Origin of the sequence: Stenotrophomonas sp. RG-453 (assembly GCF_033843685.1) — a bacterium.
Classification (GTDB): Bacteria; Pseudomonadota; Gammaproteobacteria; order Xanthomonadales; family Xanthomonadaceae; genus Stenotrophomonas; species Stenotrophomonas bentonitica_A.
This window is the reverse complement of sequence record NZ_JAMYED010000002.1, coordinates 141,669-161,216: the sequence shown is the minus strand read 5'-3', so window position 1 is coordinate 161,216 and position 19,548 is coordinate 141,669. Positions and strand designations below refer to the sequence as shown.

General features: G+C 64.2%; 13 protein-coding genes and 1 tRNA gene. 7 read left to right on the top strand and 7 right to left on the bottom strand.

The annotated features are described in order from the left end of the window. Positions 1-16: 16 nt before the first annotated feature. A complete protein-coding gene (treA, locus tag NJD74_RS03280) occupies positions 17-1,645 on the bottom strand; it encodes an alpha,alpha-trehalase TreA (RefSeq protein WP_319623657.1) in 1,629 nt (542 codons plus the stop codon). 162 nt (positions 1,646-1,807) lie between these two features. Here treA and NJD74_RS03275 point away from each other — a divergent pair. The 6 genes from NJD74_RS03275 to NJD74_RS03250 all read left to right on the top strand — a co-directional run bounded on the left by NJD74_RS03275 (position 1,808) and on the right by NJD74_RS03250 (position 10,533). Next, positions 1,808-1,883, top strand: a tRNA-Thr gene (locus NJD74_RS03275). Between the two features lie 263 nt (positions 1,884-2,146). Next, positions 2,147-2,698 carry a hypothetical protein gene (locus NJD74_RS03270; protein WP_319623656.1) on the top strand — a complete coding sequence of 184 codons (552 nt, stop codon included), beginning with the start codon at positions 2,147-2,149 and terminating at the stop codon, positions 2,696-2,698. Between the two features lie 890 nt (positions 2,699-3,588). Further along, the gene (locus NJD74_RS03265) at positions 3,589-3,867 is read left to right on the top strand and encodes a hypothetical protein (protein ID WP_319623655.1); all 279 of its coding nucleotides are present in this window, start codon (positions 3,589-3,591) and stop codon (positions 3,865-3,867) included. 120 nt (positions 3,868-3,987) lie between these two features. After that, complete coding sequence (locus NJD74_RS03260; protein ID WP_319623654.1) at positions 3,988-6,195, top strand: hypothetical protein; 2,208 nt, start codon at positions 3,988-3,990, stop codon at positions 6,193-6,195. A 209-nt stretch (positions 6,196-6,404) separates the two neighbouring features. After that, positions 6,405-9,965, top strand: coding sequence for an Ig-like domain-containing protein (locus NJD74_RS03255; protein ID WP_319623653.1), 3,561 nt, complete (start codon positions 6,405-6,407; stop codon positions 9,963-9,965). Beyond that, a complete protein-coding gene (locus NJD74_RS03250; protein ID WP_156785752.1) occupies positions 9,955-10,533 on the top strand; it encodes a hypothetical protein in 579 nt (192 codons plus the stop codon). Before NJD74_RS03255 ends, NJD74_RS03250 begins: the two co-directional genes overlap by 11 nt. A 235-nt stretch (positions 10,534-10,768) precedes the next feature. Here the strand turns inward: NJD74_RS03250 and NJD74_RS03245 are convergent, their stop codons facing one another. From NJD74_RS03245 to NJD74_RS03220, 6 genes are all read right to left on the bottom strand, one after another. Next, entirely contained in the window at positions 10,769-13,849 is a 3,081-nt protein-coding gene (locus tag NJD74_RS03245) for an efflux RND transporter permease subunit (RefSeq protein ID WP_319623652.1), read from the bottom strand. Continuing rightward, positions 13,846-14,946, bottom strand: coding sequence for an efflux RND transporter periplasmic adaptor subunit (locus NJD74_RS03240; protein WP_319623651.1), 1,101 nt, complete (start codon positions 14,944-14,946; stop codon positions 13,846-13,848). Before NJD74_RS03240 ends, NJD74_RS03245 begins: the two co-directional genes overlap by 4 nt. Positions 14,947-14,995: 49 nt before the next feature. After that, positions 14,996-15,628 (bottom strand): TetR/AcrR family transcriptional regulator C-terminal domain-containing protein, encoded by a 633-nt coding sequence (locus NJD74_RS03235; RefSeq protein WP_070473388.1) that lies wholly within the window; start codon positions 15,626-15,628, stop codon positions 14,996-14,998. A 156-nt stretch (positions 15,629-15,784) separates the two neighbouring features. Beyond that, positions 15,785-17,119, bottom strand: coding sequence for a sensor domain-containing diguanylate cyclase (locus NJD74_RS03230; protein ID WP_070473386.1), 1,335 nt, complete (start codon positions 17,117-17,119; stop codon positions 15,785-15,787). Continuing rightward, a complete protein-coding gene (locus NJD74_RS03225) occupies positions 17,116-17,922 on the bottom strand; it encodes an alpha/beta hydrolase (protein WP_083298812.1) in 807 nt (268 codons plus the stop codon). The genes NJD74_RS03230 and NJD74_RS03225 overlap by 4 nt, the downstream gene beginning before the upstream one ends. Positions 17,923-17,957: 35 nt before the next feature. Continuing rightward, positions 17,958-18,302, bottom strand: coding sequence for a hypothetical protein (locus NJD74_RS03220; protein WP_046272185.1), 345 nt, complete (start codon positions 18,300-18,302; stop codon positions 17,958-17,960). A gap of 69 nt (positions 18,303-18,371) precedes the next feature. Between NJD74_RS03220 and NJD74_RS03215 the strand changes: the two genes are divergently transcribed. Beyond that, positions 18,372-19,376: a 2-hydroxyacid dehydrogenase gene (locus NJD74_RS03215; protein ID WP_070473384.1), complete on the top strand. Its 1,005-nt coding sequence runs from the start codon at positions 18,372-18,374 to the stop codon at positions 19,374-19,376. Positions 19,377-19,548: the final 172 nt, after the last annotated feature.

The window sequence follows — 19,548 nt, the reverse complement described above, 5'->3', positions numbered from 1 at the left end:
CGCGGCGGCCGCTGGATCAGTCCGCGGCCTCCACATCCTGCGCGCTGTCGCAGACGCGCTTCGGCGCACACAGCCGATCCAGCAGCGTCAACGTGACCCCGTTGCTCCAGCCGAACCCATCCTGCAGCGGGTATTCGCCGCCACCGCCGCCCGTGGCCGAGCCGTCGACCGCATACTTCTCCACCAGCTTGCCCTCGCGCTCATACACGACCTGCACGGTGTGCAGGAAGCGCACGCCGATCCGGCGGGCGAGGGTGTCCTGCCCATGGCGCTGCAGCCCGTCCACGGCGACCCACTGCAGCGGCGCCCAGCCGTTGGGGGCATCCCATTGCTGGCCGGTTGCCACGGTGGTGGTCAGCAGGCCGCCGTCGCGCAGCAACTGTGTCTCCACCGCCTGGGCGGTACGGCGCGCCTGCGCGCGATCCGCCACGTCCAGCCACAAGGGGAACAGCGCCGCCGCGGTCAGGGCAGGGCGGGTCTGCCCCCGCTCCAGATCGCGGTCGACGTACCAGCCCTGGTCGTCATCCCAGAGCAGCGCGTTGATGGCGTGCCGGCGTGCCTTCGCCTGACGGGTGAAGGCGCGTGCCGCCGTGCGGTCACCGGCCGCCTTGCTGGCGCGGGCCAGCGTGGTTTCCAGATGGAACAGCAGGCTGTTCAGATCCACCGGCACGATCGCCGTCGTGTGGATGCTCGCCAATGCCGACGGCTCGGCGAGCCAGCGTGAGCTGAAATCCCAGCCCGATTCCGCACCGGCGCGCAGGTCGCGATACACCTGCGAAGGGGCGCGCTGCGGCGCCAGGGCGGCGGTGGCCAGATCATCCATCCAGGACTCGGTGCGCGGCACCGCGCGGCCGTCCCAATAGCGGTTGAGCAGTTGCCCGTCCGCCAGCCGCACGACGCGTTCGCGTGCCTCGCCCGCTGCCAGCGTTTCCGCGCCGCGCATCCAGAACGCATGCTCGATGCGCAGCTGCGGCAGGTAACGGCGGTAGGCATCATCGCCTTCGTGGGTGGCGAGTAGATCCACCATCAGGCTGAAGAAGGGCGGCTGCGAGCGGCTGAGGTAGTAGCTGCGGTTGCCGTTGGGGATATGGCCGTAGCTGTCGAGCTGGAACGCGGAGTTGTCCACCATGTCGCGCACCTGCTGCCAGCGACCACTGGAGGCCAGCCCGAGCAGGGTGAAATAGCTGTCCCAGTAGTACACCTCGCGGAAGCGCCCGCCGGGCACAACGTAGGGCTTGGGCAGCGGCAGCAGCGAGCCGTTCGGATCCACCGTGTCGGTGGTGCGGGTCAGCACGGGCCACAGCCCCTCGATGTGCGCGCGCAGCGTCTCGCCGGCAGGTGGCACATACGGCGGGGCGTCGCCCGGCACGGTGAAGTGCTCGGAGACGAACCCGGCGAGGTCGAACCCGGGTTGCGTCCTGGCGCGCTGCCACTGGGTCAGGACGGTCGCCGCCGGCTGGCGGGGTACCGCGTCGGCGAAGGTCTTCTGGTCCTTGAACAGGTGCGCGCCCTGGACCTGCTGGAACAGGGGTTGCCACTGCTGGTCCGGTGTCTGCGGCGTCGGTGTCGTGTCGCGTGCCAGCGCAGTGGCACTCAGCAGAAGGGACGAGAGCAGCAGGCCGGCCAGGCGGGGACAGGGGCGCATGGGATGCCTCCGGAAGTGGGGGATTCACTGTAGAGGCTGGTGCGTCAAGGGCTGGTGCGGCAGGAGCAGGTCTTGCCGGGCCATTGGGCGCGCGGGCCGTTCCACGGTGAGCGCTTCCCTGATTGACCAAAGTGGCCCAGACCCCCTAGAATTCACGACCTCGCCGGAATAGCTCAGTTGGTAGAGCGGCGCATTCGTAATGCGTAGGTCGTAGGTTCGATTCCTATTTCCGGCACCAGTTTCAGCAAAAACCCCGGCCCTGGTCGGGGCTTTTTGTTTGTGGCGATACGGCCGTTGGTAGCGCCGGCCGCTGGCCGGCCATCCAGTAGTGCCAGCCCATGGCTGGCACCCCAGAATTTCCGAGCCGCGCGACCTACGCGCCCCAGCGGCTTCCCAGACGCTTAGGTCCTGGCACCGTTCCTGACCTGGAAACTGCAGCCGCCCAGTCCTGTGCTATGAATCCCCGGCCTTGTTGATCCGGTGGCGGCGTATGAACAGCCCGTGGGGCAGTTCATTCGATATCGTTATGCCAACGGGAATCCTTACAATTTCAAGGATCCGGACGGGAGGCAGAGCCTGCCGCGTTCGGTCTATGAGACGGATTGGACCAAGCCTGAAACGAGGCAGGCATTCCGCGATGCTGCCTCGATGGTTGCAGATTTCACCCCCATCGTTGGCGACGCGAAAGGTGCCATTGAGGCAGTCCGCAACGTGGTCGCGGCTACCACCGGTCTCGTTCCGATCATTGGAGATGCCGGAAAATCGGTCCTTAAGCACGGGGACGAGGCCGCACAACTGGGTAAGAAGTTGGCAAGCGAGCAGCAGATGGCTGAGTTGGCGGGTGGGGGCACAGTGACGTACGGTCCGACTACGAAGCAGCCACTGCGACAGAGTGAGCGTCTTGCTGCCCAGCACGGAGGTGAAGCCGTCAGATATCAGAAAGTCTGCAGTTCGTCCTATAAAGCTGCAGATGGCGGGCATGTGGAAACGCATGCGTTCCGCAATTCTGAGACTGGTCATGGCATCGAGCCAAAAACTGTGATCAATCCATAGGTGAGTGTCGTAAGAAAGTACGGGCGTTGAGAATCGGCATGGATGTGTCGCCTTCGTTCGGTACAGATCGGCGGAGGGAATTCCCGATCAACGTTGGGCATGAGTACCTTGTGTGCACGGTTGCCTGCATCTTCAAGAAGGGTGAATACCATGGTTTGACTCTCTACGGAGTCGAAGATGAGTTCGGACGATTGATTCCTGTCCGTTCAGGGTTGTTCGAAATCACCGTTCCCAGAGCTTCACGCTTTTGGGTGGTCACCAGTGAAAGGATCGTTCTATATGCGGCCACGTGAGTTTGTATGCAACGTGTATCTTGCAGACGACATCCATGAGGATCTCCCTGGAGCACGAGCGACGCTTCAGGAGATCAAGGCTCGCCTTGAGGCCGAAAGCTTCGAATAGTTGATGCAGGTCCGGACTTCCTCATTGCGTAGTCGTAGGTTCGATTCCTATTTCCGGCACCGGATACAGCAGAAAGTCCCGGCCTTGGTCGGGGCTTTTTGTTTGGGCATTGACTCGGGTGGGGGGTAGGGCAGGCCCGGGCTCCGCAGAATTATCGGATTAATCTGATTCACATTCAGGCCGGAGCCTGCTATCAAGGGGGCGGGTGCGAAGGGGAATTCGTACCGGCTCCAACGACTGCACTGTCGTCTTTGGTCAAATGTCAGGGACGGGTGAAGGTGTGTCCGGAATCGAGGTTCCAGATCGCCAACGGACGGAGGATTCTTCAATCATTGCGCGCCTCCCGCTCTTGGGGGCATACGTAGGGAGGGGGAAGCATGCAGGAAAGACGGGTGCCTGGGACTGCCAGCACGTACAACTCCCGTAAAAGAGGTGCCTTAAAGGCGCGTGTCCGCAGCTGGATCCTCCTTGTCTCAGCTACCTGTGGCATGACCGCCTTTCACGCACAAGGGCAGGAGGTTCCCAGTTATGCCGAGTCGATCAAGGTTGGAAGTACGGTTGCCCCTCTTGACCAGAATGCCTTCGGCGAGCGCTTGGACAAATACAAGGGGGACCTGTCCTTTCATCAGACCGATCTGGTTCTAAAAGGCACCGGGCCGGATATCGTCATTGGCAGAACCTATGAGCTGGGACGCTATCGAAAAGGCGATGGCCCCCTGGGTTTTGCGGACTGGTCGCCGTCCATACCCCACATGCTCACAAGGTGAAGCGCGGAAAAGCCCTGGCGTGTGGTCCAGCAGGACGCGTTGAAACGCTGCACTTTCTTCTCTGCAAGTGGGCCGGTCATTCCCATCCCTGTGAGGGAATGGTGGGAAGGATACGAACTCGTGGACGAGCTGGGGCGAGTGCAGATGCCGATGCGCCGGGATCCCAACAATCCGGTGGCGCCTTCAAACAATCCGGCAGGCCATCCCGTTGTGACCCAGTCGGGCTGGCAGGCGAGTTGCCTGTCGCAGACATCAAATGGGCAGGAGGGTGAGGGTTTCAGCTTCTTGTCTCCAGCGGGTAACCGCTATCGGTTGGATCGTCTCCTGGTCTCCCGCCGATCGCAGGTCTACATCCTCGAGAGAGATCCGGCGCCGCCTGTACGCGCACGCGTAAGCACGCTCGCCATGGTTGCCAGTCGAATCGAAGATCGCTTCGGGAATTTTGTCGACTACAACTATGACGGCGACAGACTGATCTCGATAAGCGGCAGCGATGGACGTCTGGTCACGTTCGAATGGAAGGACGATGTCATCACTGCGATGAATGCCAATGGTCGTGTGTGGACCTACAGCTATACCATCGAGGGGACATCTACCATCTCCCAGTTCAAGACCCTGAAATCGGTGACCCAGCCGGATGGAAGCCGTTACAGCTTCGATCTGGGCTCGTTCTACTCCCTGGTTGCGCCGCCGCCACCCACGGAATGCGCACCCCCTGATACTTCGGCCATCAATCGGCCCGTACAGGCATCAATGGCCGGACCCTCGGGCCTGTCCGCGACGTATCTGCTGAATGTTGCCCGTCGTGGGCGGTCCAACGTGCCCTACGAATGTGTTCCCGCAAGCGCGATGAGCGAAGAGCACGTGGTGACCCCTTCCGCCTATGACGTGTATGCGCTGAGTTCAAGAAGGTATTCCGGTCCGGGTGTGAACCAGACGTGGCAATACGCCTATGGAGCTCCCAATCCCAGCTGGACTCATCAGTGCGCTGGGGGCTGTATCCGAACTGTGCAGACGACCGAAACGCTGCCGGGCGGCCGCTGGGTGCGCAGCACCTTCAGCAATGAATGGGGAGCGTACGAGGGCAAGCTGGTGGTGGTCGAGGACGGAGGCGCTGGGGCCACGCTTCCCACCAGAACGACTCGGTACCATTACGCTCCGTCCAGCGGGAATGCTTATCCTGCGGTGCTCGGCGCTGTGCCTGCCAGCTCCCCGTGGGCGTCAAATTTCGCTCCGCTGAGCAGCCTTACGCCGGTTCACCAGGTAGACATCGAACTGGATGGTGATTGGTACCGTTCCACTTTCGGGGGCTACAACGTGTTTGCGCAGCCCTCGTTCCGGTCCGATCTGGATTCCACAGGCGGAGGGCGCACTCTGGATTTCGCGCCCGTGAACAACGTGCAGCACTGGGTGCTGGATCTGCCGGGAAGAACATCTCTGGCTGGGAGCGCGGTTGCTTCCGAGCAGGTGACCTACGACGACAAGGCCCGTCCCGTATCGGTAAGCATCTTTGGCCGCATCGACCGCACCGCCGAGTATTGGCCCGACGGAAATCTGCGCAGAGTCGTGGACGGCAGGGGCAATGCGACACTCCTTTCGGAGTGGTACCGGGGAGCGCCGCGCCAAACCGTCTTCGCCGACGGTACCTCCCAGCGTGCCGACGTCGATGCTAATGGCTGGATCACCTCTGTGGTCGATGAGGCCAGCAACAAGACATGCTACGCATTTGATCGCATGGGCCGGATAAGTGGCATCACTTTTCCGGCCGCCACGGCAGGGCTTTGCGACGGCAGCATCAGCAATCCGGTGGCAGTGGTATTCGGACCGATTGGTAGCGCGGAGCATGGACTTGCTGCAGGGCATTGGCGAAGGACGGAGACACGAGGCAATGCAGTCAACGAACAGTTCTTCGATGCCTTGTGGCAGCCGGTTCTTTCTACCCGGCGCGACAATGGGCGTGCGGACTCTGTTGCCTGGATTCGGCGCAGTTATGACGAAGCGGGAAGAACTACGTTCGAGTCCTATCCCACGCGAACGCCGGACGGCACGACGTCAGGTGTATGGACCGAATTTGACGCGGTGGGACGCGTGAGTTCGACATCCCAGGACAGTGAACTTGGACTGCTGACCACAGTCACGACCTACCAGGCCGGCAACTCGGCGCTGACACGGCTCCCTGATGGGCAGGTCACAGCCTATCGATTCGACGGTTACGGTGCTCCGGTGAAAGAGCTTCCTGCCGTCATTGATCGTCCCGAATCCGCCAGGACGTCCATCCAGCGCGACGCGTGGGGCAAGCCCTTGAGCATTGAAAGGAGCCAGCGATGAGCCCTACTGGACCGATTCGGCAATCGTGCTTCGTCTGGCGCCGGGGGCTGCGTGCTGCGGTACTCGTGGTATCGCTTTTGTTGTGCGTATCAGCATTCGCCGCCCCGCCACGATGTGAGGATGGGAGCCGGCCACATCCAACGAAAGGTTGCCCAGAAGACTACGAGCCGCTACCAGGGGCCCGCCCCCGACAGTCGGATATTGCCTCGATGTCGGTGCCCACGCAGATGGTGGTCGGGCAGCTTTATGCAGTCAGTGTCACTTACAAGAACATTGGCAAGGACACATGGACGAATGAACAAAATTTCAGGCTGGGCTCCTGGTATCCCCCTGACAATCTGACCTGGGGTACTTCCCGGGCCAACCTGCCGGGGCCCGTCGCACCCAACGAGACGGTGACTATCCCCTTTACCGTGCGAGCCCCTACGCAGCCCGGTCCGCACGGGTTCCAGTGGCGGATGGTGCAGGACGGAGTGGAGTGGTTCGGCGGTGAAACACCCGCGCCGAGGGTCAACGTCGTTGCGTCCAACGTTACGGGCTACATCGACGGAATCTCTGGAGCCCACCTGGTGGGATGGGCCTGCTCGACGGGAATCGAAACTCCGATTGATGTCCATCTCTATGTGGGGGGCGCTGCTGGGCAAGGGGTTGGTGTCTCCTCGACCCGAGCAGATCTGCCTGCCGGTGCCGGTGTAGCGTCTGCTTGCGGGACGCAGGGTGATGCACACGGTTTCCGCATTCCCATTGATGGCGGGCTGATCGCAGCGCATCAGGGGAAGCCGATCCATGTGCACGGCATTTCGCCCGTTGGAGCAGCCAACTACGCGATAGTGCAGTCAGGCGTATTCGTGGTGCCGGCCAACCAGCAGCCCGTCGTAGCGCTGGTATCTCCGGCGCATGGCGCCGTGTACTCAGAAGGCACGGTCATTCGTCTCTCTGCAACGGCCAGCGATGCGGACGACGGCGTTGCATCGGTGAGCTTCGGCGTGGACGGCGCCACGATCGGCGTGACGTCCCCGCCCAATCACTTCGTTGACTGGGTCGCATCACCGGGCAGCCATACGGTGCAGGCATCTGTACGCGATACGCGTGGAGCCGTGGCGTTGAGCGACTCCCGGACCGTACATGCATCAAAGGTCTCAGGTGCAATCACGGGTCTGCGGGACGGTAATATCGTCGGCTGGGCCTGCTCGACGCATGTGCCTGGGCCGATCAAAGTGCGTGTGTTCATTGGAGGGCCTGAGGGCGCAGGACTGCCTGCTGGAGAGTATCTGGCCGACCGGGCAAGTCCGGCTGAAAGGGCGGCCCAGTGCGCAACAGGGAGCGCGCATGACTTCCTGATCACTCCTTCGGCTGAGGTGCTGCAGGCTGGCTTGGGAAAAACCATTCACGCTTACGGTGTTTCCGCGCTGACCGGACAGCCGGTTGCGCTCAACGGCTCGGGGCATCACGCACTTTCAGCGAACCAAGCGCCAGTCGTCCGCATTAGCGCCCCGCAAGCGACGACTGCGCTGACCTCCCCTGCGACCACGCTCTTCAGTGCCTTGGCGAGCGACGCCGACGGCGTTGTCAGTGATGTCAGGCTTTACCGGGACGGAGTGCTTGTCGCGGAATTGTCCTCGGCTCCCTATCAGGTGCAGCTGACTGGGCTGGGCGAAGGACCGCACACGCTGCGCGCCGTTGCCCGCGACTCTAGTGGAGCATCGGGTAGCGACGAGATCACGATCAGCGTGAGCGCGCCGCAGTCACCCGCCAGTGCGGTCCGGCGATACGTGTATGACGCCCAGCAGCGACTATGCAAGGTGATCGAGCCGGAAACCGGTGCGGCCGTGATGGAGTATGACGGAGCTGGCAATCTGACCTGGTCTGCTGCGGGCCTCGCACTGCCGGATGCCGGGCGCTGTGATCGCGAATCGGCCTGGTCTTCTGGACGTCGGGTCGATCGCGTCTACGATGCGCGAAATCGCCTTGTGGAACTGCGCTTTCCCGACGGCAGGGGCAATCAGCGCTGGGAGTACACGCCGGACGGGCTTCCCTCGAAGGTGATCACCAGCAACGCTGGGCAGAACGCCGCGGTCGTCAACAGCTATCGATACTCACCAAGCCGGCAGCTCATATGGGAAGAGTCGACCCTGGATGGCGGCAGCCCGCTTTCAATAGGCTATGGCCACGATAGAAATGGGAACCTGTCCAGCGAGACGCGACCAGGAGGGCTGATACTGAGCTATGAGCCCGACGCCCTCGGCCAGCCCAGACGAATCTCTGACAGTGCTGGAGCGCTCTATGCCGAGAACATCGCCTGGCATCCCAATGGCGCGCTCGCTGGCATGCGCTATGGCAATGGCATCGAGCATCAGGGCGTGCTCAATGCGCGGATGCTTCCGTCGCAATTAAAGGATGGCACTGCCAGCGAGCTTCTGTATCAGTACGGCGCCAATGGTGATGTTTCGGCAATCATCGATCGGCAGCAGGGAACTGCGCATGACATCCGCATGGGTTACGACGGCCAGGGCAGGCTGACGCTTGCGCAGTCGACTTCCTTCGGGGGCGATGGCGCATTCCGCTACACATATGACGTGCAGGACAATCTACTGAGCGTGCAGCTGGGTGGCGTGCGCAGCCAGCAGTTCTGGTACGACGGGCGCAACCAGCTGACCAATGTCCGCGATGATGCTGGCGCGACGGTGACCGGATTGGCCTGGGATGTTCAAGGCAATCTCTTGCTGCGCAACGGACGCAAGTACGACTTCGACTTTGGCAACAGGCTGCGCGAAGTGCAGGAAGCGGAGCGCTATGCCTACGATGCCTATGGGCGGCGTGCCGTGGCGTACGATGACCAGGGGCAAGGCCTGCGCGCGTTATATTCGTTGGCCGGGAAGGTGGTGCATGAAGATCGGCGAGGGAAGGGCGCCTCGGAGTACATCTATGTAGGTGGTCGACTGCTGGCCACCCGCGGCCCGACAGGGGTTACCTGGACGCATGTGGATGCGCTGGGCAGCCCGGTCGCTGTCACGGATGGCACAGGCAGTGTTGTCGAGCGCCGCCGGTTTGAACCGTACGGTGCCGAGCTGGGCGGGCAGGTCGAGGATGGGCCGGGCTACACCGGGCATGTGAGCGATTCGGCCACAGGGCTGAGTTACATGCAGCAGAGGTACATGGATCCGCAGTTGGGTGTGTTCCTGTCTGTGGATCCGGTGACGGCGTATGAGCAGCCTGTTGGGCAGTTCAATCGGTATCGGTATGCGAACGGGAATCCGTACAAGTTCACGGATCCGGATGGGCGCTCTGGAAAGCCGATCCTTCCGTTCATGGATCGGGTCGAAGTTAGATCGGAGCTCTCCGCGGGGGCCATCAAGGTGGAACGTATGCCTCAGTCGGACATGGGGCCGACAGTGGCTCAAGGGACAGTAGTTTTGCTGCCGCAACGCTCAATGCAGGGTGAGCCAGCCAGTGTCGGGACGGCTGTATTGGATAGCTTGCTGAACTTCAGTCAGTCAGAAGGTAAGTCTGTGGAAGTGACAAGCGGTCAAAGAACCGTGCAGCAGAACTCAGACGTTGGAGGAGCTCAGAAGAGTCAGCACCTGCAGAATAATGCGGCTGATATAAGAATATCGGGTTACACAAAAACGCAGACTGCCGACGCAGCGCATGCATCCGGGAACTTCAATCGAGTGAACGAGTATCCTGATAACCGGGGTGTACATGTGGATCTAAAGTCGGGCGGTAATCAAGGGCGGTTCAATAACTGGAAGCCTCAGCGTGAAAAATAACTTTCTAGTTTTGCTGGCTATCGTTCTTTCAGGTTGCGGCGCAAGCGGGTCACAAGAGTCAGCGGGAAGCAGGGCGCCGCGTACAGAAGAGTCCTCGACGCAACCTTCTGATTGGATGGTGGATCCAGTCAGTGGATCTTTTGGACTGCTTCACGTCGGGATGTCCAAGGAGAGAATTATTTCGCTCGATCTTCCCCTCAAGTGGGGGGAAGACCAGCAGGAGGGGCTGACGTATGAAGTAGTAACCGTGAGTGCGCCGGGCGACATCGCGATTGAATGCGTCCTCAGTGACGATATTGTGTATAGGTGTTCGAGTGAGTCGAAAAGGCTGCGTGATCCAGCGGGGGAGGGGGTTGGTTCATCTCTCCGTGAGCTGAAGCGTGCCCACCCGCAGGGGCGCCTTCTAGTTAGCTATGAGAATGGTAAGAATGCGAATTTCGTCTTGGGTGGGCGAATGATGTTCGCGATGGATGTTCGTTTGATCAAGGAGGAGTGTTTCGAGTTGGAGCAATGCGTTTTCGACGAGGATGCTCTCCGCGTCGTACGTATTGTAATAACGGATGTCTGACGCAGGCACAGACGAGTCCTTGTGGATCCCGCATGACGGGTGCTTCGCAAATGAGTGGCTGGATCAACGCCCCTTCGCGAGCCTGAGGACGTGCGCGACGCAGTGCACTGGTGGATGATCGATTACAACGAGACCCGTCCATGTGACTCCCATTGCGGCGTGAGCCCCGTCGAGTACTGTGCCGCTCACGTCAGAAGCTCTACTTTAGACATGTCTGCTTGACCGGGGGGGGAGCTTACGACTCCGCACCACTCCCCGCCGGATGCGAAGACCGCCGCCGGAACTTCCGCGACAGCCAATCCCCCGCATCATCCACCACGGTGAAGGCCGCCGGAATCACGATCAGGCTCAGCAGCGTGGAGGTGATCAAGCCACCGATCACGGCAATCGCCATCGGGGCCCGGAAACTGGAGTCACCCGCAAAGCCCAGCGCGATCGGCATCATGCCCGCGCCCATCGCCAGGGTGGTCATGATGATCGGCTGTGCACGCTTGCGGCAGGCATCGATCAGCGCGTCGTGCTGGCTCATGCCGTGCTCGTCTTCGGCCATCACCGCGTAGTCCACCAGCAGGATGGAGTTCTTGGTGGCGATGCCGATCAGCATCAGCAGGCCGATCAGCGCCGGCAGCGAGAGCATGTTCTGGGTGATCAGCAACGCGCCGAACGCACCGCCGGCGGACAGTGGCACCGCCGCGAGGATGGTAACCGGCATCAGCGCGTGGTTGAACAGCAGCAACAGCACCATGTAGATGCAGATCAACCCGGCCGCCATCGCCAGCATGAAGCCGATGAACAGCTCGACGAACACTTCCGCATCGCCGGTGTTGAGGAAGGTCACGCCCGGTGGCAGCTGTTTGACGCCCGGCAGCGCCTGCACTTCGGTCATGACATCGCCCAGCGGGCGACCGTTGAGCTCGGCGGTGAGGGTCACGTTGCGCTGGCGCTGGTAGCGCGAGATCTGCGACGGGCCGCTGCCTTGCTGGATATCGGCGACCGCTGCCAGCGGCACCGGGCCATTGCGGCCGGGCACGCGCAGCTGGCTGATCAGGCCCGGGTTGGCCAGCGTGGCTTCGGCAAAGCCGACCCGGATCGGTACCTGCCGGTCGGGCAGGTTGAGCTTGGCCAGGCGCTGCTCGTAATCGCCGGCGGTGGCGATGCGGGCGGCTTCGGCGATGTCGGCGGTCGCGACGCCCAAGTCCGCGGCGCGGGCGGGGTTCGGCACGATCTGGAGTTCCGGGCGCAGCAGCGAGGCGGTGGAGGTGACGCTGCCCAGCCCCTGGATGCCGCGCAGGTCGCGCTCCAGCGCAGTGGCGGCATCCTGCAGGCGTTGCGGGTCGTCACCGGAGAGGACCAACTGCAGCAGGTTGCCGGGCTCGGAGCTGACATAGCTGACGCGCACGCCGGGCAGGTCGGCCAGGCGCTCGCGCGCCTCCCGTTCCAGCGCGCGCTGGTCGCGTTCGCGTTTGTCCGCGCTGCCCCAGTCGAGCACCAGGGTGGCCTTGCGCGGTTCGCCGATGCCGGTCGCACCGGGGTCGCCCAGGTCCAACACGCTGCCGACGGCGGTGTAGACCTGCTTGAGTTCGGGCATGTCCCTGAGCAGGCCGCGCGCGCGTTCGGCGACGGCCACGGTCTCCTGCAGGCGGGTGCCCGGCGGCAGTTCGAGGTTGAGGTTGCTGCGGCCCAGATCTGACTGTGGAATGAAGGTAGCCGGGATGAACGGCACCAGCGCCAGTGAGGCCACGAACAGGCCGGTGGCGATCCACAGGGTGCGGCCGCGATGGCGCAGTGCGGCGTCCACCCAGCCCAGGTACCAGGTCATCAGCCGGGATTCCGGTTTCTCCTCGCCATGTGGTTTGAGCAGGTAGGCAGCCATCATGGGGGTGAGCAGGCGCGCCACCAGCAGCGAGAACAGCACGGCAGTGGCGGCGGTCCAGCCGAACTCGCGGAAGAACTTGCCGGCGATGCCGGGCATGAAGGCCACCGGCACGAACACCGCAGCCAGGGTCAGCGAGGTGGCGATCACCGCGTTGCCGATTTCACCCGCAGCTTCGCGCGCAGCTTCCAAGGGCGGCTTGCCCATGCGCAGGTGGCGCACGATGTTCTCGATCTCCACGATCGCATCGTCCACCAGGATGCCGACCACGACGGAGAGCGCCAGCAGCGTGATGATGTTGAGGGTGAACCCGAAGAAGTACATCACCGCGAACGTCGGGATGATCGACAGCGGCAGCGCCAGCGCCGACACCCACGTCGCGCGCCAGTCGCGCAGGAACAGCCACACCACCAGCAGCGCCAACAGCGCGCCTTCCCAGAGCATGGTCATCGAGGAATCGTAGGAGCGGTGGGTCTCATCGATCGCCGTGGTCACCAGGCGGAAGTCGATGCCGGGATGCTCGGCCTTGATCTTGTCCAGCGCGTCATGCACGCCGGCTTCCACCTTGACCTCGCTGGAGCCGCGCGTACGCGACATCGAGAAGGCCACCACGCCCTTGCCATCCAGCAGGGCGGCCTCGGTGGGGTCAGCGGCGCCGTCGGTCACGGTGGCCAGCGTGGAGAGCCGCACCGCGCGCCCGTCCGGCAGCGCAATGGAGTAGTCACGCAACGCCTGCGCGTCACCGACAGTACCCAGCGTGCGGATGGTCTGCTGCGCGCCTTCAACCTCGGTCTTGCCGCCGGCACGCTCCACTTGGATGCGGGCCAGTTGCTGCGAAACATCGCCGGCGGTGATGCCCATCGCGATCAGCGCATTGGGATCCAGATCCACCCGGACCTGGCGCTGCACGCCGCCCACGCGGGTAACGCGTGCGACACCGGGTACGCCGTACATCGCACGCGAGATATCACGGTCGACGAACCAGCTGGCCTCATCGGTGGTCATGTGCGGGGCGACCAGCGCATAGGTCATCAGCGAACCGCCGATATCGACCTTGGAGATCACCGGTTCCTGGATGTCCTGCGGCAGGTCGGTGCGGATGCGGGTGACTGCGTCGCGGGTGTCGTCCAGCGCGGTGGCCAGATCGGCTTCCAGCTGGAACTCGATGGTGGTGGTGCTGACGCCTTCGCTGACCGAAGACATCACGCGCTTGACGTTGTTGACCGTCGCCACCGAGTCCTCGACCTTGCGGGTCACCTCGGCCTCCAGCTGGCTGGGCGAGGCGCCGGGCTGGGTGACGGTGACGGTGGTCATCGGGAAGGCGATGTCCGGGAAGCGCGCCACCGGAAGCTGATGGAAACCCCACAGGCCGGCCACGCACAGCACGAAGAAGATCAACAGCGCAGGCAACGGGCGTTTGATCGCCCAGGCGGAGATGTTCATCGTGCGGCGGCCTTGGTCGCAGCGACCACACGCACGCGGTCGCCCTCACCGAGGAAGCCGGCGCCATCCACCACGACCTGGTCACCGGCCTTCAGGCCTTCAAGGATCGCAGTGCGGCCCTGCACGGCCTGGCCGGTGCTGACGCGGTGGCGGGTGGCCTGCTGTTTTTCGTTCACGGTGAACACATAGTTGTGGCCGTCGCGCTGCACGATCGCCGCGGTCGGGATGGTCAGCACCGGGCCGTCGCCGGTGACGATGCGGCCGTCCACGTAGATGCCCTGCTTGAGCGGGCCGGGGGCTGGCAGGTCGGCGTAGATCGTGCCGGTGCGGGTCTGTCCATCGACACCCGGGGTGACCGCGCGGATGCGGCCACTGACCACCTGGCCCGCATACGGCAGCTCAACCGTGTTGCCGACGGTGACATCGGCCAGCTGGTTTTCCGGCAACTCCGCACGCCACTCCAGGCGGCCATCGCGGATCAGGCGCAGCAGCTCGGTACCGGCGGAGACCACCTGGCCCGGCTGCACCAGGCGCTTGGAAATCAGGCCGTCGGCGGGTGCGCGCAGGTCGGCGAAGTCGCGGCGCAGCTTGGCCGCGTCGCGCGCGGCACGTGCGGTGGAGGTCTGCGCTTCGGCATTGATGCGTGAGGCGCGCAGCTCATCCAGGCTGCTTTCGCTGATCAGTTGCTGGGCGGCCAGCTTGGCGCTGCGCTCGTAGTTCATGCGGGCCAGTTCCTGCGAGGCCTGCGCCTGTCGCAACGAGGCGTCGGCCTGCGCCAGCTCGCTGTCCAGGGTGCGGTGGTCCACCTGCAGCAGCACCTGGCCCTGCTTGACCCATTGCCCCACGTCCACCAGCAACGCGGTCACGCGCTGGCCGCTGATCTCCACGCCGAGCTGCATTTCTTCATAGGCGGTCACCGGCCCGGAGACCAGCACCGTGCGGGCCATGGTCTGCTGCTGCGCGGGCGCCAGCGAGACCGGCAGCGCGGAGCTGGCGGCCGTGGCGTCGGCCGCGGCCTTGTCGTCCTTGCCGCCGCAGGCGGACAGCAGCGCGACAGCCAGGATCAGGGAAAAACTGCGGAGGTAGGGTGCACGCATCGAGAGGCTTTCCGGGTCGGAACAGCGGGAAAAGAAAGGAATCGGGAAATCAGGATTCGCGCGACAGGCGTCGTTCGATGCCATCGAGCATCAGGCCCAGCCCCTGCTCGAAGCGGGCGTCGAAATCGACCTCGCTCCATGCATCACGGGCCTGCCAGCAATGGGGGAAGCGCGCCTCGGCCAGCGCCATGAAGGCCTCACCCAGCGCTTCCATGCTGCCGTCGCCGGGCCAGGACTGCTCCTCGATCACGAAGCCCATCGTGTAGTACACCAGGTCCATCGCCGCGGTCGCGGCAAAGCGTGCCGGCGCGCCGGCGCCCATCAGCGCGGCGATGCCGGCCTCACCTACCCGCAGCACGTTCTCGGTGGCCAGGAAGGTGCCCGCATACACCCGCGCACCATCGCGGCGCGCTTTGAACGCCCGGCGGAACTCACGCCCGATCTGCAGCAGCGTCTGCCGCCATGGCTGTCCGTCGGGAATCACGCGAGCCACGTCGCAGATCATGGCGTCGGCCATGGCGTCGATCAGCGCCTGTTTGCTCTTGAAGTGCCAATAGAGCGACGGCGCCCGGATGCCCAGCGAGCAGGCCACTTTGCGCAGGGTAATGCCCTCCGGGCCGGCCTCGTCGAGGATCCGGAAGGCCGCCTTGACGATGTCTTCCCGCGCGATGGGTTGGCGCACTGTGCTCTGGCCTAACGTTGTTAGGGGGCGAATCTAACAGTGTTAGGTTCGCGCCGACAAGTGCCCGTGCACAGACCTCCAATGGGCCCGCGGGACGTGGCTGATGGGTTCAGGCGCGCCGAGGGGGGGGGAGGGGGCCCCAGGCGCCCGGTTGGCTCAGAGGTCGATCAGGTCAGGCTGCAGGACCGCCATCCGGACCCGGTTGCGCCCGCTGGTCTTGGCGTCATACAGCGCCTCATCCGCCCGGGCGATCAGCGCCTCCAGCAGCCGCTGGTCGCCACCCGGCAACGCCTCGCCGATCGCGCCCCCGACGCTGACGGAGACGGCAACGCGCTCGCTGCCCACGAGGATCGGCTCAGCGGCCACCGCACTGCGCAGTCGCTCGGCGGCGGCGGGAATCTCATCGACGGCGGACGCCGCCAGCAGGGCGATGAACTCTTCGCCGCCGAAGCGGGCGAACAGATCGCGCTCCCGCAGGGCGTCGCGGCAGCGCTTGGCGACTACTTTGAGGACTTCATCGCCGACCGGATGACCGTAGGTATCGTTGATCTTCTTGAAGTGGTCTACGTCCACCATCAGCACCGCCACCGCGCGGCCGTTGGCTTCGCGGGCGGCGATGATCTGGGCCGAGCATTCTTCGAAATGGCGTCGATTGGGGACGCCGGTCAACGGGTCCGAGGACGCCAGGCGGCGCAGCTCGGCGGCCATCAGCAGGTCCGCGGTGACATCGGTGAACAGCCAGATGCGCCCGTGCGCGCCGTTGCCGCGTACCGGATGGGTGTCCACTTCGAAGGTGCGTTCGCCCAGAGTCCAGTTCTGCTTGGCGGCGAACTGATCGTTGTTCATCTGAGCGCTGTAGGCCAGTTCCAGCTCGGCGTGGTTGTCGCAGCGTTGGCGCAGGGCGCGCATCGGACCGGCCAGATCCGCCGCCCGGTGATTGCCAGCCGTGCAGCCCAGCAGCTCCGCGGCGTGCTCGTTGACCGCCGCGCCGATGCCATCCCCGTCGATCAGCACGATGCCCGCCGGCACGCTTTCAAACAGATCCAGGAACTGATTGCGGACGATCGTGCCGCGCGCGGCTTCGCGCCGTGCGGACAGCAGCCGGGCCACGCTCGTGGCCAGCAGTGGCACCTGTGCCGTCAAGGTTGCCGGGGCAGGGACGCTTCGCCAGAGCAGCAGCAGGCCACTCAGTGGCGCGCCGTGGGAGGGGGCCGGAACGTACAGCAGGCGGGCGGGGCGGCCTTCCAGGGCATGGATGATCGCCGTCGGCAGCCGGAAGTCCGCTGCGTCCATGGCCTCGCCGCTCCAGCGCGCCTCGAGGATGCCGCTGCGCGCCAGGTTGAAGCTCGGCGAGGGCAGTGCCGGGGCCGAGACAGCCCAGGTCGCCCTCCCGCCGGCGTCCACCTCCACTGCCATCACCAGGTCGGCGTGGGAGGCGAGACGGGCGAACTGGCACAGCGCGGCAAGCGCTTCACTGTCGGAGGTCGTCACCGCGTGGGGCCTGCCAGACGCTGTTCGAGAATGCGCATGACGTCATCGGGTGCCGTCATGTGCGGGAGGTGACCGGAAGCATCGATCACATCCAGGGTGGCGCCATCGATCGCGTTGGCCAGCCACTGGCCGACGGCGACCGGTACCGCCACGTCGTGCGCGGTCTGGATCAGGTGGACCGGCGTGGAAACCCGCGCAGCCAGGCTGCGCAGATCTGAGGTGAAGATCGTGCGCGAGGTATTGAGCGCGATGTCCGGGCGCATCTGGAACAGGGTGTTGGAGAAATCGGCAACGACCGCGCTGTCTTCCACGCCGACGACCATCGGGGCGAAGCCTGCGATCCAGGCCTGGTAGTTGGCGCGCATGCTCTCGAACAGTTGCTCCAGGTCCTGCGGTTTGAAACCGCCGGTGTAGCCGTCATCGTCGAGATAACGCGGCGACGCACCGATGATGACCAGGCGCTCGAACAGCTCCGGCCGTGCCACCGCAGCGGCCGCGCCGATCATGCCGCTCATCGAGTGGCCGATGTAGGTGCAGTTGTGCACGTCGAGCTCATCCAGGATGTCGAGCAGATCGTCGGCGTAGCCGAACAGCGAACCATGGCGTTCGAAATCGTAAGTCTGCGCACCTTGCGGGCCACAGCCGGCAAGATCGAAGGAGATCACGTCGTAGCGCGCTTCAAACCACGGGCGCAATGCATTCCATGCGGTCTGATCGGTACCAAAGCCGTGTGACAGGATCGCGACCGCCTTGCCCTCACCACTACGGCGCCCGTTGAACCGCTCGAAACTTTCCACGCACATCCACCCATGGCGTCTTGCAAGGGCCGAATACTAGGTCACGGGCGCGCGTGGGTCCAACGCGTGGCCATGGCGAATACCAGTTGCCGCAGATAGCCGCCGATGAAACTGGCGATGGCACCGGCGAGGGTACCCAGCAGCAAACGCAGGGTGATGCGCGCGATACGACGGGCATGCAGCCGCACCCATGGCAGCAGTGCCATCGCCTGCGCACCCATGAGCAGGACCAGTACATCCAGACCCAGCGCATCCACCACGGGCAGCAAGGGCGCCAGCAATGGATTGCAGGCCATCACGATCACGGCCGCGCACGTGAGCACGAACAGGCCGCGCCGGGCCATCGGCGTGGCGGTCCAGCGGAGAAGGCGGGCAGTCAGGGACACGGCAGGCTCCAGGCAGTTGGCCGGAGTGTACTGCGGTATCGTGATGCTCGAACTCCCGGGGATCGCCTCATGAAGATCGCAGTATTCAGCGCCCGCCCGTACGACCAGCAGTTTCTCGATGAGGCCAAGCAACGCCGCGGGGCAGGGACGTCCTTCGAGTTCCTGTATTTCGATGCCGCGCTGGAGGTACATACCGCGGCACTGGCGCAGGACTGCGAGGCGGTCTGTGTGTTCGTGAACGACCGGTTGAACGCCCCGGTACTGCAGGCGCTGCATGCACAGGGGGTGCGCGCGATCCTGCTGCGCTGTGCGGGCTTCAACAATGTCGACCTGGCCGCGGCGGAGCAGTTGGGCCTGTTCGTGGCACGCGTGCCGGCTTACTCCCCCGAAGCCGTGGCAGAGCATGCCCTGGCCATGGTGATGACGCTCAACCGGCAGACCCACCGCGCCTACAACCGGGTGCGCGAGGGCAACTTCATGCTCGATGGGTTGCTCGGCCGCACCCTGCACCGCAAGACCGTGGGCATCGTCGGCACCGGCCAGATCGGCCTGGCCACCGCCCGCATTTTCAAGGGCATGGGCTGTACCGTGCTGGGCTACGATCCGTATCCATCGCCCGGGTTCGCCGCCGTTGGCGCATCGGTCGCGCTGGAGGACCTGCTGGCCCGATCAGACATCGTCTCGCTGCACTGCCCGCTGACGCCGGACACCCATCACCTGATCGACGACGCCTCACTGGCCGCAATGAAGCCCGGGGCAATGCTGGTCAATACCTCGCGCGGCGGACTGGTGGATACCCATGCGGTGATCCGCGCGCTGAAGTCGCGCCGCCTCGGCCACCTGGCCATCGATGTCTACGAGCAGGAGAGCGGGCTGTTCTTCCAGGACCGGTCCGGCGAAATCATCGACGATGACGCGTTCCAGCGCCTGATGACCTTCCCCAACGTGCTCGTGACGGGGCACCAGGGCTTCTTCACGGTCGAGGCGCTGCAGGAGATTTCCGACATCACGCTGCGCAACCTGGCGGACTTCGCCAGTGGGGCGGCGTGCGCGAATCGGGTGCGGGCGGTCTGAGCGGCGCCGCGGGTGACGTGGGGCGTCGGTACGTGTACCGTGGCCGCCCGCCGGCCGTTGCGCAGCACGCGCCGGGACACTGCAACCGGGTCCGCGCTGGCCAGCCCCGGAACTGACCCGTTCATGTCTATACAAGGGCCGGAATGTTGCCGAATCGGGTCATTGCCCGGCA

Bases quoted from the DNA above. Each gene is read 5' to 3' on its own strand.
- treA (WP_319623657.1), bottom strand. From the start codon at position 1,645: ATGCGCCCCTGTCCCCGCCTGGCCGGCCTGCTGCTCTCGTCCCTTCTG.
- NJD74_RS03265 (WP_319623655.1), top strand. From the start codon at position 3,589: ATGACCGCCTTTCACGCACAAGGGCAGGAGGTTCCCAGTTATGCCGAG.
- NJD74_RS03255 (WP_319623653.1), top strand. From the start codon at position 6,405: ATGTCGGTGCCCACGCAGATGGTGGTCGGGCAGCTTTATGCAGTCAGT.
- NJD74_RS03245 (WP_319623652.1), bottom strand. From the start codon at position 13,849: ATGAACATCTCCGCCTGGGCGATCAAACGCCCGTTGCCTGCGCTGTTG.
- NJD74_RS03240 (WP_319623651.1), bottom strand. From the start codon at position 14,946: ATGCGTGCACCCTACCTCCGCAGTTTTTCCCTGATCCTGGCTGTCGCG.
- NJD74_RS03225 (WP_083298812.1), bottom strand. From the start codon at position 17,922: ATGTGCGTGGAAAGTTTCGAGCGGTTCAACGGGCGCCGTAGTGGTGAG.
- NJD74_RS03215 (WP_070473384.1), top strand. From the start codon at position 18,372: ATGAAGATCGCAGTATTCAGCGCCCGCCCGTACGACCAGCAGTTTCTC.